General features: G+C 57.5%; 14 protein-coding genes. 8 read left to right on the top strand and 6 right to left on the bottom strand.

What is annotated here, in order from left to right; genetic code table 11:
* Positions 1-150 precede the first annotated feature (150 nt).
* The 8 genes from leuS to ftsY all read left to right on the top strand — a co-directional run bounded on the left by leuS (position 151) and on the right by ftsY (position 9,007).
* The gene (gene leuS / locus HEQ60_RS04605; RefSeq protein ID WP_168069975.1) at positions 151-2,730 is read left to right on the top strand and encodes a leucine--tRNA ligase; all 2,580 of its coding nucleotides are present in this window, start codon (positions 151-153) and stop codon (positions 2,728-2,730) included.
* On the top strand, positions 2,717-3,304 hold the full coding sequence (gene lptE / locus HEQ60_RS04600; RefSeq protein ID WP_168069972.1) for an LPS assembly lipoprotein LptE: 588 nt from the start codon (positions 2,717-2,719) through the stop codon (positions 3,302-3,304). Before leuS ends, lptE begins: the two co-directional genes overlap by 14 nt.
* A complete protein-coding gene (gene holA, locus HEQ60_RS04595; RefSeq protein WP_168069970.1) occupies positions 3,301-4,335 on the top strand; it encodes a DNA polymerase III subunit delta in 1,035 nt (344 codons plus the stop codon). Before lptE ends, holA begins: the two co-directional genes overlap by 4 nt.
* A gap of 64 nt (positions 4,336-4,399) precedes the next feature.
* A complete protein-coding gene (fdxA, locus tag HEQ60_RS04590; RefSeq protein ID WP_168069968.1) occupies positions 4,400-4,729 on the top strand; it encodes a ferredoxin FdxA in 330 nt (109 codons plus the stop codon).
* Positions 4,730-5,142: 413 nt separating this feature from the next.
* A complete protein-coding gene (locus HEQ60_RS04585; RefSeq protein WP_168069966.1) occupies positions 5,143-5,637 on the top strand; it encodes a CarD family transcriptional regulator in 495 nt (164 codons plus the stop codon).
* 117 nt (positions 5,638-5,754) lie between these two features.
* Positions 5,755-6,600 carry a diaminopimelate epimerase gene (gene dapF, locus HEQ60_RS04580; RefSeq protein WP_168069964.1) on the top strand — a complete coding sequence of 282 codons (846 nt, stop codon included), beginning with the start codon at positions 5,755-5,757 and terminating at the stop codon, positions 6,598-6,600.
* Positions 6,597-7,886, top strand: coding sequence for a tRNA (N(6)-L-threonylcarbamoyladenosine(37)-C(2))-methylthiotransferase MtaB (mtaB, locus tag HEQ60_RS04575; RefSeq protein WP_168069962.1), 1,290 nt, complete (start codon positions 6,597-6,599; stop codon positions 7,884-7,886). Before dapF ends, mtaB begins: the two co-directional genes overlap by 4 nt.
* Positions 7,886-9,007 (top strand): signal recognition particle-docking protein FtsY, encoded by a 1,122-nt coding sequence (gene ftsY / locus HEQ60_RS04570; protein WP_168069959.1) that lies wholly within the window; start codon positions 7,886-7,888, stop codon positions 9,005-9,007. Before mtaB ends, ftsY begins: the two co-directional genes overlap by 1 nt.
* Before the next feature lie 5 nt (positions 9,008-9,012).
* Here the strand turns inward: ftsY and HEQ60_RS04565 are convergent, their stop codons facing one another.
* The 6 genes from HEQ60_RS04565 to HEQ60_RS04540 all read right to left on the bottom strand — a co-directional run bounded on the left by HEQ60_RS04565 (position 9,013) and on the right by HEQ60_RS04540 (position 14,441).
* Positions 9,013-9,708 carry a class I SAM-dependent methyltransferase gene (locus HEQ60_RS04565; RefSeq protein WP_168069957.1) on the bottom strand — a complete coding sequence of 232 codons (696 nt, stop codon included), beginning with the start codon at positions 9,706-9,708 and terminating at the stop codon, positions 9,013-9,015.
* Positions 9,705-10,235 (bottom strand): low molecular weight protein-tyrosine-phosphatase, encoded by a 531-nt coding sequence (locus HEQ60_RS04560; protein ID WP_168069955.1) that lies wholly within the window; start codon positions 10,233-10,235, stop codon positions 9,705-9,707. The genes HEQ60_RS04565 and HEQ60_RS04560 overlap by 4 nt, the downstream gene beginning before the upstream one ends.
* Positions 10,236-10,285: 50 nt before the next feature.
* A complete protein-coding gene (locus HEQ60_RS04555) occupies positions 10,286-11,050 on the bottom strand; it encodes a hypothetical protein (protein ID WP_168069953.1) in 765 nt (254 codons plus the stop codon).
* A 40-nt stretch (positions 11,051-11,090) separates the two neighbouring features.
* The gene (locus HEQ60_RS04550) at positions 11,091-12,020 is read right to left on the bottom strand and encodes an L-lactate dehydrogenase (protein WP_168069951.1); all 930 of its coding nucleotides are present in this window, start codon (positions 12,018-12,020) and stop codon (positions 11,091-11,093) included.
* Positions 12,021-12,114: 94 nt separating this feature from the next.
* A complete protein-coding gene (locus HEQ60_RS04545; RefSeq protein WP_168069949.1) occupies positions 12,115-12,795 on the bottom strand; it encodes a phosphatase PAP2 family protein in 681 nt (226 codons plus the stop codon).
* Positions 12,792-14,441: an ArnT family glycosyltransferase gene (locus HEQ60_RS04540; RefSeq protein WP_168069947.1), complete on the bottom strand. Its 1,650-nt coding sequence runs from the start codon at positions 14,439-14,441 to the stop codon at positions 12,792-12,794. The genes HEQ60_RS04545 and HEQ60_RS04540 overlap by 4 nt, the downstream gene beginning before the upstream one ends.
* Between the last annotated feature and the right edge of the window lie 36 nt (positions 14,442-14,477).

Genomic DNA, 14,477 nt, shown 5'->3' with positions numbered 1-14,477 from the left:
CTTTTTGTTTTTGTCTGTTGAGCGGGGGATGGGCCGGTCGTCGCGGTGCGGCGTTGCCCTCCCCGTTTTCCGTTTTTCCTGTTTCCCCGGCTGTGGTGTTCTGCTTTGCCCGGCGGTATGCAGGACAGAAATACTGCAAGGCTGATACGTATGACACGCCCGGATCGCTACAATATCAAGGAAACGGAACAGAAGTGGCAGAAACGCTGGGAAGACCAGCGTTGTTTTGAGGCTCGCCTGGACCCGTCGCGCCCGAAGTACTACGTCCTGGAAATGTTCCCCTATCCTTCGGGGCGTATCCACATGGGGCACGTCCGGAATTATACCCTTGGTGATGTTGTCAGCCGGTTCAAGCGGGCGCGGGGATACAATGTGCTTCACCCTATGGGCTGGGATGCCTTTGGCTTGCCCGCCGAGAACGCGGCTATCGAGCGTGGTGCGCATCCCGGTGCCTGGACCATGCAGAACATTGACGCCATGCGCGCCCAGATGAAGCCAATGGGTCTTTCTGTGGACTGGCAGCGCGAATTCGCAACCTGCTCGCCGGACTATTACCGCCATGAACAGAAGATGTTTCTGGATTTCCTGAAAGCAGGCTTGGCCTATCGCAAGGAGTCGTGGGTCAACTGGGATCCGGTGGACAATACGGTGTTGGCCAACGAGCAGGTGGTGGATGGTCGGGGCTGGCGTACCGGTGCCCTTGTGGAGCGGCGTAAGCTCAGCCAGTGGTTCCTGAAGATCACCCATTTTGCCGACGAGCTTCTGGACAGCCTGAAAACGCTGGACCGCTGGCCCGACAAGGTCCGCACCATGCAGGCAAACTGGATCGGGCGGTCCGAGGGCGCGCGGGTGCGTTGGGCCGTACAGGGCCGGGATGATGTGATTGATGTTTTCACAACCCGTCCGGATACCTTGTTCGGGGCCTCTTTTGTCGCTCTTTCGGCGCATCATCCTTTCACGACCTCTTTGGCGGAAGGGAATCCGGATCTGAAAGCATTCATTGCCGAATGTGATCGTCTTGGAACGTCGGAGGAAGCTGTCGAGACAGCCGAAAAGAAGGGCTTCGATACGGGGCTGCGTGTTGTGCATCCCCTTGATTCGTTATTGAGCATCCCGTTGTATGTGGCCAATTTTGTGCTGATGGATTATGGCACCGGTGCCGTATTCGGCTGTCCTGCCCATGATCAGCGCGATATGGATTTTGCCCGCAAGTACGGCCTCTCGGTTCGGACTGTTGTAGCCCCCGCCGATGGCGATGCCGTTGCCTTTATCGCGTGTCAGGACCAAGCCTCCGAGGCATGGACCGGTGATGGGGTGATGGTCAATTCATCATTCCTGGATGGCATGGATACGGTTGCCGCTCGCAGGGCTGTGATTGCGCGGCTTGAAGAATCGGGAGCTGGCGAAGGGACCATCCAGTATCGTCTTCGCGACTGGGGCGTCTCGCGTCAGCGGTACTGGGGCTGTCCGATACCGGTGATCCATTGTCCGGCGTGTGGTGCTGTCCCTGTGCCTGATGCTGATCTTCCGGTGTGTTTGCCCGATGATGCCTCCTTTGACAAACCGGGTAATCCACTGGAACATCACCCGACGTGGAAGCATGTCGCCTGTCCTTCGTGTGGAACGGCCGCGCAGAGGGAAACGGACACCTTCGATACGTTCTTCGAATCATCTTGGTATTTTGCCCGCTTCTGTGACCCCAAGAACAGCACGGAAGCCTTTGCCCGGGAGCTGGTCCGTTACTGGTTGCCGGTTGACCAGTATATCGGCGGAGTGGAGCATGCTGTGCTCCACCTCCTGTATGCCCGTTTCTTTACCCGGGCCCTGAAGGCTTGCGGGTATCTGGATCTTGATGAACCCTTTGACGGACTGTTTACCCAGGGCATGGTTTGCATGGAGACCTACCGGTCCTCTGATGGCCGTTGGCTTGAGAGGGGTGAGATAGACAGGACGCCGGATGGATCTTGGGTGTGCGTGGCTGATGGCAAGCCCGTTGTCGTCGGCCGGTCCGAAAAGATGTCCAAGTCAAAGAAGAATGGTGTTGATCCTGACAGCATTCTTGAAGCCTATGGGGCGGATGCTGCCCGTTTGTTCATGCTTTCGGATTGTCCGCCAGAGCGTGATTTTGACTGGAGTGATGCCGGTATCGAAGGAGCTTGGCGCTTTGTCAACCGACTGTGGCGCATGGCTGGTGAGGCTGTGGTTGTGGGTGCAGACTCTGCCCTTCCCGTTGATACATCCGCTGCCGGTTCTCTGGTGCGCTTTACGCACAAGACGATAGCCCAGGTTACTGAAGATCTGGAACGGTTGCGCTTCAATACGGCGGTTGCCCGTGTCCGCGAGCTGGTCAATGCCGCTGCTGCTTTGGACAAGGCGGATGGCCAAGCCTGTGCCGCTTTCCGGTTTGCTGTGCAGACGGCTGTACACTTGCTGGCGCCGATGACCCCCCATATTGCAGAGGAACTTTGGGAAGAGTTCGGGCATACTGCCATGCTGGCTGAATCGTCATGGCCTGTTTTTGATCCTGCGCTCCTGGAAGATGAGACGGTGACCATGGCGGTGCAGGTTCGGGGTAAGTTGCGGGGTACGATTGAAGTTGCCCGTTCGGCCTCCGAGGAAGAAATCCAGTCTATAGCCCTGGCGCTGGACACGGTTCAGGCCCAGATTGCCGGGCATCCTGTGCGGAGGGTTGTCATTGTTCCGGGCAAGATTGTCAATGTGGTGGCCTGATCGAACGAAAGTTGTACGGGCTGGTGTTCTGGCCTGTACCCTGTTGTTGGCCGGTTGTGGCTTTTCGCCCTTGTATTCGGTGGGAGAGACTCAGGATGCCGGAGTGGCCAAGAAGCTGGCCGCAGTGGATGTAGGTGTTATCGAGAACCGGAGCGGGCAAATTCTGCGCAATGCCCTGGAGCGGAAGTTGGAACGTGCAGGTGGTTATGTCCGCAAGCGTTACAAGCTTGACGTCACGGTAACAGAAAATCGTTCGGATCAAGCCTTCCAGAAGGAGGGATTTGGTACCCGGGCCTCCCTTCGAACTGTTGCGAATGCTGTGCTGGTTGAGATTCCCGGGACGAGCCAAAATCAGGTTGCCCCGCAAGACCGGACGGGGAAGCCAAAAGTTTTGTGGCGGGGCTACTCCCAATCGCTGGTGGCTTGGAACCTGTTGTCCGAGAACTATGCTGCGGTTGTGTCCGAGCGTGATGCCAGGACCCGGGCCATGGAGCAATTGGCCGATGATATTGCGCGGTCTTTGGCTGTGTACTTCTCTTCCGGGGTTTCCGGCGAGCGGGACCAGGTACCGTGAAAATCAGTGCAGAGCGTGCGGATGCCTTCTGCCAGCGGCCTGACACGTGTGTCCGGATAGTCTTGCTCTATGGTCCGGATGAAGGGCTGGTGCGCGAGCGTGCCCAGACACTGGTGACGTCTGTCGCTGGTGATCCGGGTGATCCGTTCCGGGTTTCCGAATTATCCTGTTCGGCTGTTACAAAAGACCCTGCCCGGTTGGGTGAGGAGATCTCTGCCCTCTCATTGACCGGGGGGCGGCGTGTTGTCCGTATACGTGATGCCGGTGATTCATTGTCCAAGGGCTTGGCTGATCTGGTAGAAGACTGGAGGGGAGATTCCCTTGTCGTTCTTCAGGCCGGTGTCTGCGATGCCAAGTCATCCCTGCGCCGCTTCTGCGAGTCCCATGCGCTGGCTGCTGCTGTGCCCTGCTATCTGGACGAAGGTGCTGCGCTGGAGGCTGTGATACAGTCGCACATTACGCGTTCGGGTTTCGAGGTATCCCGCGATGCGATGGCCTGCCTTCTGGCTTGTCTGGGTGGTGATCGTTCGGTAACCCGGCAGGAGCTTGAAAAGCTGATCCTGTATGTTGGGGCCGGTAGTGGTGCGATGATACAGGCAGACGATGTTCTGGCCTGCATTGGCGATGCTTCGGCCTTGGCTATTGATGATTTCCTGTTTGCTGTGGCAGATGGAGATATTGCAGGCTCGCAACGTCTCCTGGACCGGCTTTCGGGGGAAGGCGTTGTGGGAGTATCCTTGTTGCGGGCTGCCGTGCGTCATTTCCAGCGCCTGCATCTGGTTGGCGGGGCTTTGGCTGCCGGGTATGATCGCGAGCGGGCCTTGGGCTTGTTAAGGCCGCCTGTGTTTTGGAAGCTGAGGGCACGTTTTCTCGCCCAGCTTGCCCGGTGGTCGCCGAATCGAACTGTCCGCGCCCTTGATCTTTTGCTGGAGGCGGAGATGAGCTGCAAGTCAACCGGCATGCCAGAGGTTGAGATTATAGCGCGGGTTTTCCTGCAACTGTCCCAGGCCGCAAGGGTCAGGGCAGCGTAGTAGCCTTCCCGGACTGTTTTGTCGCCGGGAGTTGATTGTCCACAAAGCGGAGATAAAGCCGCAGATGACGTACGTTGTTACTGAAAACTGTGTAAAGTGTAAGTACACCGACTGTGTAGAGGTGTGCCCTGTTGATTGTTTTTACGAGGGTGAGAATGTTCTGGTTATCAATCCGGACGAATGCATAGACTGTGGCGTTTGCGAACCGGAATGTCCGGCTGAAGCTATTTTCCCTGATTCTGAACCAAGAGCGGCCGAGTGGGCTGAGTTCAACCGGGAGCAGTCAAAGCTCTGGCCCAACCTTACCCGCAAGAAGGACCCTCTTCCTGACGCGGATCAGTGGCAGAACAAGCCGGGAAAAAAGGATATGGTCAGCTTGAAGCCGGGGGGATGAATATCCCCTCTTTACCTGTGCATCGGCTTGCCTCTGCGTTGGGTGCATGCCACCTATGCATAATTGAAAATCATTGATTCATATGGACTTATGTTGGGCGGTATTATTCCCCCACAGAATCTATTGCATTTTCGTCTGACGTTGCAGGGCCGTTCGTGGTATAAACACTGCCGTTAACCCGGGTTGCGGCCGGGTCTTTGTTTCTCGCCTTTGAATTTTACGTTCTTGGCCCGGAATATTCCGGGTTCTTCTGGTTTTGGCCTTTTGGCGGCCATAATTACCGGCTTTCTCCGCTTTTGGTGGAAGCTGGGCGGGTGTGGTTTTCCTGGCCCCGTCTGTTTTTGGGAAGCGACTTCAGGTGCCGGTCATGCGGCTGGTGCTGAACGTTTGTATTTGAGAAAGAGAGAACAAGAATGTCCAACCTGACCTTTGCTGCCGGTGATTACGTCGTGTACCCTGCTCATGGCGTGGGCAAGGTTCTGGAAATCGAGAAGCGGGTTATTGGTGGTCAAGAGCTGGAGCTGTTTGTCATCAGCTTCGAGCGTGACCGGATGATTCTTCGGGTTCCGCTTGCGAAAGCCAAGGCATCGGGCTTGCGGCGTCTTTCAACCCGTAAAACCATGGATACGGCCTTGACAACGTTGACCGGGCGTGCCCGGATTCGGCGTGCGATGTGGAGCCGTCGGGCTCAGGAGTACGAGCAAAAGATCAATTCAGGTGATCCGGTTGCGATTGCCGAGGTTGTGCGGGACCTGTACCGGAATGCCAGCCAGCCGGAACAGTCGTACTCCGAGCGCCAGATCTATGAACAGGCGCTGGAGCGGCTGTCCTGTGAACTTGCTGCCCTGGAACAGATTGAAACCGATGCGGCGGCGGCCAAGCTGGAAAAGCTCCTTCTGGCAGCCTGATTGGTTTTGTTCTGCTGTTTTTTGATCCGGTGCGCCCGCTGTACTCAAGCGGGCGCTTCCGTTTTTGGGGAAGGCGGGGCATAGTTCGCGAACTTGGGCAAAGAGTGAGGGTACGCGATGACCGGGGCGCTTCCATTCCGAAAGATGCATGGTCTGGGGAATGACTTTGTTGTCATTGATGCCCGCAAGGATCCGATTGCCCTTGACCCTGGTATGATTGCCCGCCTTGGTGACCGTCGGTATGGTGTGGGGTTTGACCAACTTGTGGTCCTGGAGCCTACGCAGCATCAGGCGGCTTCTGTTTTTATGCGTATCTTCAATCCGGATGGATCCGAAGCCGGGGCTTGCGGTAATGCCACACGGTGTGTTGCAAGTGTGCTTCTGGATGAAAAGTCTGATCTATCCGCCGTTCGGATCCAGACCCATGCCGGATTGCTGGAGGCTTTCCGTGGCGTGTCAGCGGGCGGTGTTGTCGTCGATATGGGAGCCCCGTCCCTGGATTGGCAGGCTATCCCTGTATCCGAGGCGGGCGACACGCTGGAGGTTGACCTGTCCGTCGGCGATCTTTCCAGGCCATCCTTGGTGTCGATGGGAAACCCCCACGCTGTTTTCTTTGTCTCCCGTCTTGACGATGTGCCCCTTGCTGTTCTGGGGCCACGTATCGAGAACCATCCGTTGTTCCCGGATCGTACCAATGTTGAAATCGTCGAGGTCTGCTCCCGTGATCATCTCAAGATGAGGGTTTGGGAACGTGGCGCCGGCCTAACGCCTGCATGTGGATCGGGGGCTTGTGCTGTGCTGGTGGCCGCTGTGCGGCGGGGGCTTGCCGATCGTCGGGTCTGTGTTGTTTGTGATGGGGGGGAATTAACCGTTGAGTGGCGTGAATCCGATGGCCACGTTCTGATGGGCGGGCCGGTTGCTTCCGTGTATACCGGTCTTCTTGATGAGGCCTTTACAAGATGACAGAATCCCTTGCCGTTGATGTATCCCGTGCTGTTGATTCACGGGACGAGCCGCACCTTGTAACGTTCGGGTGCCGGATGAATACCTATGAGTCCGAGGTGATGCGCGAGCATGCGCGCGCCGCAGGGCTGGGCAATACCGTTATTGTCAACACCTGTGCCGTCACGCGGGAGGCGGAGCGCCAGGCCCGGCAGGCTATTCGCAGGTTGCGCCGGGAGAACCCCGGGGCGCGCATTGTGGTGACGGGTTGTGCCGCCCAGCTGGATCCCGATAGTTTTGCCAAGATGCCCGAGGTTGATCGCGTTCTGGGGAATGCAGAAAAACTGAAGGCAGAGAACTGGCGCTTTGGTGCCAACCAGCCGGTTCTGGTTGATGACATCATGACGGTCAGGGAAACGGCCGGCCATCTTCTGGGGGGATTTGAGGGGCGTGACCGTGCCTTCATCCAGGTCCAGCAGGGCTGTGATCATCGTTGTACGTTCTGCATTATTCCCTTTGCCCGTGGTCCCAATCGTTCGGTTGCCCTTGGTCCTATTGTCGAGCAGGTGCAGCAGCTTGTTGACAAGGGGTACCGGGAGGTTGTGCTGACCGGTGTGGATATCACCGCTTATGGTCAGGATCTGCCGGGCAAGCCTCCCCTTGGGCAGATGGTGCGTCGCTTGCTCCAGCTGGTGCCGGATCTGCCGCGTCTGCGTCTGACATCCCTGGATCCTGTCGAGATCGATCCAGACCTTGTTGATCTCTTTGGCTCCGAGCCTCGCTTGCTGCCCCATGTTCATCTGTCAGTTCAGGCCGGTGATGACATGATCCTGAAGCGGATGAAGCGCCGGCATCTTCGGCAGGATGTGCTGGATGTGTGTGCGCTGCTGCGTAGCCGGCGACCGGATGTCGTGTTCGGAGCTGATCTGATCGCGGGCTTCCCGACTGAAACGGAGCCCATGTTCGACAACACCCTGCGTTTGGTGGAAGAGGCAGGGCTGACCTATCTGCATGTTTTTCCCTATTCTGTTCGCCCGGGGACACCTGCTGCAAGGATGCCTGCTGTGCCCGGTGATGTGATCCGCGCCCGTGCAGCCCGCCTTCGTGAAGCGGGAGCTTCTGCCCTGTTGTCCTTCCTGGAGAAGCAGGTGGGGCGTACTCTCTCGGTTCTTTTCGAAACCGAAACAAGTGGCCATTCGGCCGAGTATGCGCAGGTGCGTGTTGCAACGCCGGTCCAGCCCGGGGTTATCCATGTGGTCCGGATCCTGTCTTCGTCCGGGGTTGGTCTTGAAGGAACGGTTGTCTGATGAGTGAGCATGAGGTGTCGGTGCAGCGCAAAAGCTGGTTTGGGCGGCTTTTGGGGCGTGGGGACGGCAAGGTATCTTCTTCGGAACCTGATCAGAGCGTCGGGGCCGATCAGGCATCTGTTCAGCCTTCCCAGCCAACCGATACGGAAGCACCGGCTGTTCCTTCTGCCGATCCTGTGCCTCCGGCTCCGTCCGGAAAGGGCTGGTTGCAGCGGCTGCGTGACGGGTTGTCCCGTTCTTCGGAACGTCTTTCTTCTGGAATTGGGGACCTTTTCCTGCGCCGGCGTCTGGATGACCAGGCTCTGGAGGACTTGCAGGATCTGTTGATTACCTCTGATATCGGCGTTGCTACAGCGACCCGCCTGACCGATGTCTTGGCCCGGGAACGATTTGGCAAGGATGTGACATCAGAAGAGGTACGCTCCGTGCTGGCCGGTGAAATGACCCGCATCCTTGAACCCGTTGCTCTTCCCTTGGTTCCGGATTCTGCGTGTCGGCCTTTTGTGATCCTGGTTGCCGGGGTTAACGGGGCTGGTAAGACGACGACAATTGGAAAGTTGGCCCGTCAGTTCCGGGATCAGGGTTTGTCTGTGACCCTGGCGGCAGGCGATACCTTCCGGGCTGCGGCCGTGGAACAGCTGAAGGTGTGGGGAGAGCGTACAGGCTGTCCTGTTGTGGCCCGCGATTCCGGTGCTGACGCTGCTGGTCTGGTTTTTGATGCCCTGCAGGAAGCGCGCGCTCGTCAGGATGACGTGCTTCTGGTTGATACGGCTGGCCGTCTGCATAACAAGGTCGGTCTGATGGAGGAACTGGCAAAAATTCGCCGTGTCCTGTCCCGTATTGACTCACAGGCCCCACACAGCACGCTTCTGGTGCTGGATGCAACGGTTGGCCAGAATGCCCATCAGCAGGTTGAGGCATTCCGCCGGATGGTTGATGTCAGCGGGCTTGTTCTGACCAAGCTGGATGGAACAGCCAAGGGCGGCGTTGTGGTGTCCTTGGCTGCAACATATGGGTTGCCGGTGCACTACATCGGGGTTGGAGAGACAGCAGAGGATCTGCGACCGTTTTCTGCGACGGATTTTGCTCGCAGCCTGATGGGGCTTCCAGATCACGGCTGAGACTTTTATACCTGAATATCTTCCGGATCTGTTTTGGTATCAAAATGAACCAGGACCGTGAAGTCATCAGGCAGGTAGTTTTCTTCCAGCCGCACTGATCCTTGTCCCCCTCTGTCCTTGATCCACGTGTGCGCCCTGTCCAGCCACAGGGACGGGTCTGCATAGAACATAGGGCGTTTTGTTCTTGCTCTGTGGTGCAGAAGATTGAAGGCAAGCCCTTTTTTGCATGTTTTGGCAAAGTGGTCCAAGCTGTTCCTTACATAATCTTCCCAGACTTGGGGGGGCGTATTGTCATGGAAATTGAAGGTTCCGGACACAAATCCATAGTCAACGCTTTCTGTGTTTCCCCTCGCAAGAACGAAACGCGCCCGTGTATCGTGGCCCGTGCGTTGCCGGGCGAGGGTTATCATTTCTGTTGAGATATCGTAGCCGATATAGCGGGCAACGGGTGGTGTCTTGTGATCCTTGATCCTGTCCCACAGGGCACCCCATCCGCACCCCAGATCGCTGACAGCGACGGGGATATCCGGGGCGGCGCGATCCAGAAGGGAGAGGAGAACGTCAAACCGCCGGTGCTGAACTTCTTCTGTAGACCAGCCTACCCCAAGAGGCGTATCCCCCTGAACCCGTACAACCCGCCCGTACCGGGTGGCAATGGCCCGTACAAAGGGGGGCAGGCTCGGGAACGCAGCCTCTGTCATGAGGTTGACAGGCCTGTTTTCGCAAGGCGTTGCCGGATGTGCTCAAGCAATCCGCTGCAGCCGTCTTCTATCATCTCGAACACTTTCTCAAAGCCGTCCGGCCCGCCGTAGTAGGGATCGGGAACATCATCAAGTGACCAATTGCGGGCAAATTCAAGAAGCCGCCGTATCTTGTCCGGCCCTACGTCCTGTGGCCTGATTGTGTGGAGCATTTTCTCATGGCTGCGATCCATGGCAATGATCAGGTCAAAGGCCCGGAAATCGTCAGGTCTGACCTTGCGTGACCGGATTGTTGACAGATCCACTCCACGCTGTGCCGCTGTTTCGCGGGACCGTGCATCGGGATATTCACCAACATGGGCTGCTGTTGTTCCGGCTGAGTCTGTTCGGATATACTGGCTCAGCCCTTCTCGTTCCACCAGTGTGCGGAAAACCCCCTCGGCCGTTGGTGAGCGGCATATGTTCCCCGTGCACACAAACAGGACGCACATATCTTGGCGGGATGATTCCTTGTCCTGAAGGGGCATTGTCTTCGTCTCTCTTCTTGCGTTTCCTGCGCTATGGATTGCGCCACAAGCTAGGATCCATCTGTTTGACCCTTCACAGGGCATACCCCGTCTGATGCTCCTTCCACCCACCGGGCGATAACGCTGCGCAAGGCACCATCATCCCATGGCATGGCTGTTTCCTGATTATTCGGAAAACCCGGAACCGGATCCGCTGTCAGGCTGAGCACGGATGCAAAACGTTGCCCGTTGGTCTCGTTGACAAAGATTTCCAGACGGGGAAATGGATCGCCGCCGTTTGCAAACGTATTGGTCCCGTATGTGATGGCAAACCCGCGTGTGCCGAACAGGCTTGGAGCCCGGTGAGCAATGCGACCCTTGCGGCAGAATGTCGATTTCTCGAGAAGGGATGATGCTACCTCTGATTCTGTTGGCAAACCAACAGCATCGTCCAGTCCCGAAACACCGGATACGACATCAGGAACAGGTGCCGTTCCTTGATGTGCATCCGCTTGCTGGGGCGGAGCCGACACGGCTGCTGTGCCGTGTGCCGTTTTGGCCTCTTTTGGTGGTGAGGCTTTCTCCGGCTTGGCTGGTTTTTGGTCCTTCACCTCGGCGGGTTGTTCTGCGGCCTGTGTCTCAGGTTCTGCATTGGCCGATGTTGCTTCGGGCGGTGGTGGCGGTGGGGACAAGGCCGAGACCATGGACGGAATCGCCGGTTCCTCTTTCTTGGGGCCCAGATCGATAAAGAACACGGCCAGACCGGCCACCACCGCTGTCAAAACAAACGCGGCGAGCCAACCAAACAACCCGGATGATGTACGCTCTTCTTCCATAGAGCCGATATTTCACGATGTTATGGCGCTTGTCACGTCTTCAGGGTGTGCGTCCCGAAGCTTGGACAAGTACTGCGGCCGAGTTCCGCAATTCCGCCCGTTCCACGTCATCCAGTTTTGGCATCAGGGTGCCGGCGATACCCTTGGCGCCGACAAGCCGGGGCAGGGAAAGAGCCACGGGTCCGATACCTTCCACGCTGTCCTCGACGCGGGATACCGTCAGGATGGCATCCTCGTCAGCGCGGATAGCCTGGATAATACGCGCAAGCCCGCCACCGATGCCAAACCACGTTGCTCCCTTGCCTTCAATGATCCGATATGCGGCACGCCGTACGCCGGCATCAATGCGTTGACGGACATCCTCGCTCAGTGGGCGCCCAACCTGTTGCGCGACATCAGCCAGCGGCACACTGCCTGCCGATGCGGATGACCAGCACAGGACTTCGGAGTCGCCGTGCTCCCCCAGAACCCATGCATGGATGGAACGCGAGCAGATCCCCAGATGCTCCCCCAACAGTGCACGGAAACGGGCACTGTCAAGAATTGTGCCTGATCCAATGACCCGGTCACGGGGAAGACCGGACAAGCGCCATGCCACCTCGGTCATGACATCGACCGGATTTGTGGCAATCAAGAGCACCGGATCGGGGACGACATTCAGGATCGCCGGAATAATATCGGCAAAGACGGCTGTGTTGCGTTCCAGAAGTTCCAGCCGTGTTTCGGTTGGCTTCTGTGTAACGCCGGCGGTAATGATGACAACACCGGCACCAGCCAAGTCTGACCAGCTTCCCGCCCGCACGCGTGCAGCGTGGGCAAATGGTGTTGCATGAAGAATGTCCTGGGCTTGGGCTTCGGCCATCCGTGCGTTGTGATCCACCAGCACAATTTCACTGGCATCACCCCGCATCACAAGGGCATAGGCCGCTGCGCTGCCGACCATCCCGGCGCCGATGATTCCGACCTTCATCACAAACCCCTATAAATTATGTGTGTACAGGGGAGGACGTAGCACAGTCTTCCCTCTTGTTCCAGTGTCTATACGGTTTTTCTGGCTTGTTGAATCAGCGCACTGTCAGAGGCGTTGTTCTATTCTGTTCGAACCAGCGGTGTACGCCTATGGTTACGACAATTGCCAAGGTTCCCCCCATGACAATGTCGGAAAGATAGTGAGCGGTCACGACAACGCGAGAGAAACCGACCAGGCAGGCTGTTGCCCCCCATATAAGTCGCCAGCGTGGAAACAAGAACCACAGGGCGGCCATGGAAGCAAAAATTACCTGCGCATGACCGGAGGGGAAGGACGTATTTCCCGAGAACGGTGCAAAGCCATAGAGATCCTCGGCAAACAGCATTTTCGGACGATAGCGGCCAAAAACTTGTTTGAGAAGGGTGACAGCGAGTCCAGATGCCACCAGTGCCGTCAGTGCAAAACTGAAGCGGCGTGTCCGGGCCCGCCATACATCATAGCTGTCCATGGTCAGGGCCAGCTTCGATGCTGACATACAAACCAGAACGGCCAGAAGGAACCCGATATACCAGGGCCACCCGAGCCCAATTTCCGTGACAAAGGCAAAGAAGTGCCCCATGGATGTATCCCGTATGTCACGCATAAAGAAGGCCAAGGGTCGGTCAATTGTCCACTGCAAAAGCAGGGACAGGATGAAGGCGCCAAACAGTGCGCTTGTGCAAGGCATGCTGCGGGCCCATGTCAGCCATGCGCGTGCGGGACCATCACCTTTCATTCCGGTATTTTCCCTTTGATAAAGACATGCAGCACAACAGACTTCCCGCGTGAGTAATTCAGGCCGCTGATGGTGGTCGCTTTCTGTATGTCTGGCTGACGGGATGCCACAGACAGAAAAGCGGGAAGTTCTCTTTCCTCTATAGCAGCAGCGCCTGCTGTCCCCTGCATCAGGGAATGGGCTGCGCCCGCTCCATCCTGTAGCAGGGTTTCGGTTCCGCACAGGAAGACAAGGCTTGGTTCATGATAGCCAGCTGCAGCAAGGCGTTTGCCCGGTGCATAACGATCAACGGCAGATGCAATCTCCTGGCTGACCCACAGGCTTTTCAGGTTGGGCAAGAGAGTTCCGATGATCATCGGGAAGGCCACAGCGGCTCCCGCCATGGCAAAAACAAGCGCAGGCAGAAAGTGCTGGCGCAGGATACTGCGCCACACCAACGCCATACCCCCCCCCAATGCGACAGCAGGCAGGAGCGACCATAAGAACAACTTATCCTCAAGGTATATGGGCAGGGCAATCGCTGCTCCAGCAAGCCCAAGGCCCAGCAGACTCCAGACGCCGTACCACAGCATGGGGGCAAGCCGTGATAAATCGACGCGGGTTGAGTCGCGAACGGCCAGAACCGTTGTTGCAATCATCAAGGCCAGAGGTGGGTACAGTGGCAGCGTATAGTGAGGCAGCTTGGTTGGAATCAGCTCCATGACCAGCCAAGCAGGGATAGTCCAGGCGAGGAGAAAGCGTAGCCCGGGCAGGGCACGTTCTTTCCACGAGCGCCACACCGCAGGCCACAGAAACAGGGACCCGGGCCAAAGCGTTACCCCGACCAGAAGCAGATAATATCCTGGCGGGGCACCGTGGCTTTCCTGCCCGCCGAGCAGTTTGGGAATCAGGTCTTCTTGTATGGCTCGTGTTATGAAAGCGCCTTCTGTTTCCGCAGAGACGGCTGCCATCCACGGGGCGACCATGGCGATGCTAAGCACCACTCCCATCACGGGGCGTAGACCGTGCAGCCATGATGCCTTGCGATCTGCCAGACACAAGGTTATGACCGCCAAGATGGCAATCATGGGCGTGACCGGTCCCTTGACCAGAATAGCTGCACCCATTGCAAGCCATAGAGCCGGAGAGACCCATGACGGAGCTGCTTTCCCGCCACAGGACTGCATGTAAACCATTCCCATCCCACCCATGATGGCGGTGGTCAGGGCAAGAAGGACGGCATCCGTTTTGGCCAGGTGACTTTCGCTGAACAGGAGCAAAGAACTTGCCATGACCAAGGCGCCGACAAAGCCGGTGCGCCGGTCAAACAGACTGCTGCCGAGTCGGAACACCAGAAGCACTGTGGCCAGTGCGGCAAGAAACGATGGAACACGATACGGCCACGCAGCAGTATCGGCAGGGTGGCTGAACAGGTTGACAGCAGCGGCTTGTAACCAATAGATCCCGACAGGCTTCTTGGCCCGTAGCTCGTCTTGGAATCGAACAACAATGTAGTCGTTGCTTTCGGCCATTTGCCGCGTGGCCTGCACAAAACGCGCCTCGTCACGGTCCATGACTGGCAGCGTTGCCATGCCGGGCAGATATAGGGCGCAGCACACCAGGGTCAGAATAACCCAGGGCCGGATACCGGAAAGCAGGGCTTGCACAGATACCTCGCTGATGAAGAGGCCAGGACCAAAGCG

The sequence above is a fragment of the Haematospirillum sp. H1815 genome (assembly GCF_012102705.1).
Lineage (GTDB): Bacteria > Pseudomonadota > Alphaproteobacteria > Rhodospirillales > Rhodospirillaceae > Haematospirillum.
The sequence above is the reverse complement of the archived record's forward strand: the minus strand, read 5'-3'. Positions and strand labels throughout refer to the sequence as shown.

Coding starts and splice junctions, on each gene's coding strand:
- leuS (WP_168069975.1), top strand. CDS start 151: ATGACACGCCCGGATCGCTACAATATCAAGGAAACGGAACAGAAGTGG.
- lptE (WP_168069972.1), top strand. CDS start 2,717: ATGTGGTGGCCTGATCGAACGAAAGTTGTACGGGCTGGTGTTCTGGCC.
- fdxA (WP_168069968.1), top strand. CDS start 4,400: ATGACGTACGTTGTTACTGAAAACTGTGTAAAGTGTAAGTACACCGAC.
- HEQ60_RS04585 (WP_168069966.1), top strand. CDS start 5,143: ATGTCCAACCTGACCTTTGCTGCCGGTGATTACGTCGTGTACCCTGCT.
- dapF (WP_168069964.1), top strand. CDS start 5,755: ATGACCGGGGCGCTTCCATTCCGAAAGATGCATGGTCTGGGGAATGAC.
- mtaB (WP_168069962.1), top strand. CDS start 6,597: ATGACAGAATCCCTTGCCGTTGATGTATCCCGTGCTGTTGATTCACGG.
- ftsY (WP_168069959.1), top strand. CDS start 7,886: ATGAGTGAGCATGAGGTGTCGGTGCAGCGCAAAAGCTGGTTTGGGCGG.
- HEQ60_RS04565 (WP_168069957.1), bottom strand. CDS start 9,708: ATGACAGAGGCTGCGTTCCCGAGCCTGCCCCCCTTTGTACGGGCCATT.
- HEQ60_RS04560 (WP_168069955.1), bottom strand. CDS start 10,235: ATGCCCCTTCAGGACAAGGAATCATCCCGCCAAGATATGTGCGTCCTG.
- HEQ60_RS04555 (WP_168069953.1), bottom strand. CDS start 11,050: ATGGAAGAAGAGCGTACATCATCCGGGTTGTTTGGTTGGCTCGCCGCG.
- HEQ60_RS04550 (WP_168069951.1), bottom strand. CDS start 12,020: ATGAAGGTCGGAATCATCGGCGCCGGGATGGTCGGCAGCGCAGCGGCC.
- HEQ60_RS04545 (WP_168069949.1), bottom strand. CDS start 12,795: ATGAAAGGTGATGGTCCCGCACGCGCATGGCTGACATGGGCCCGCAGC.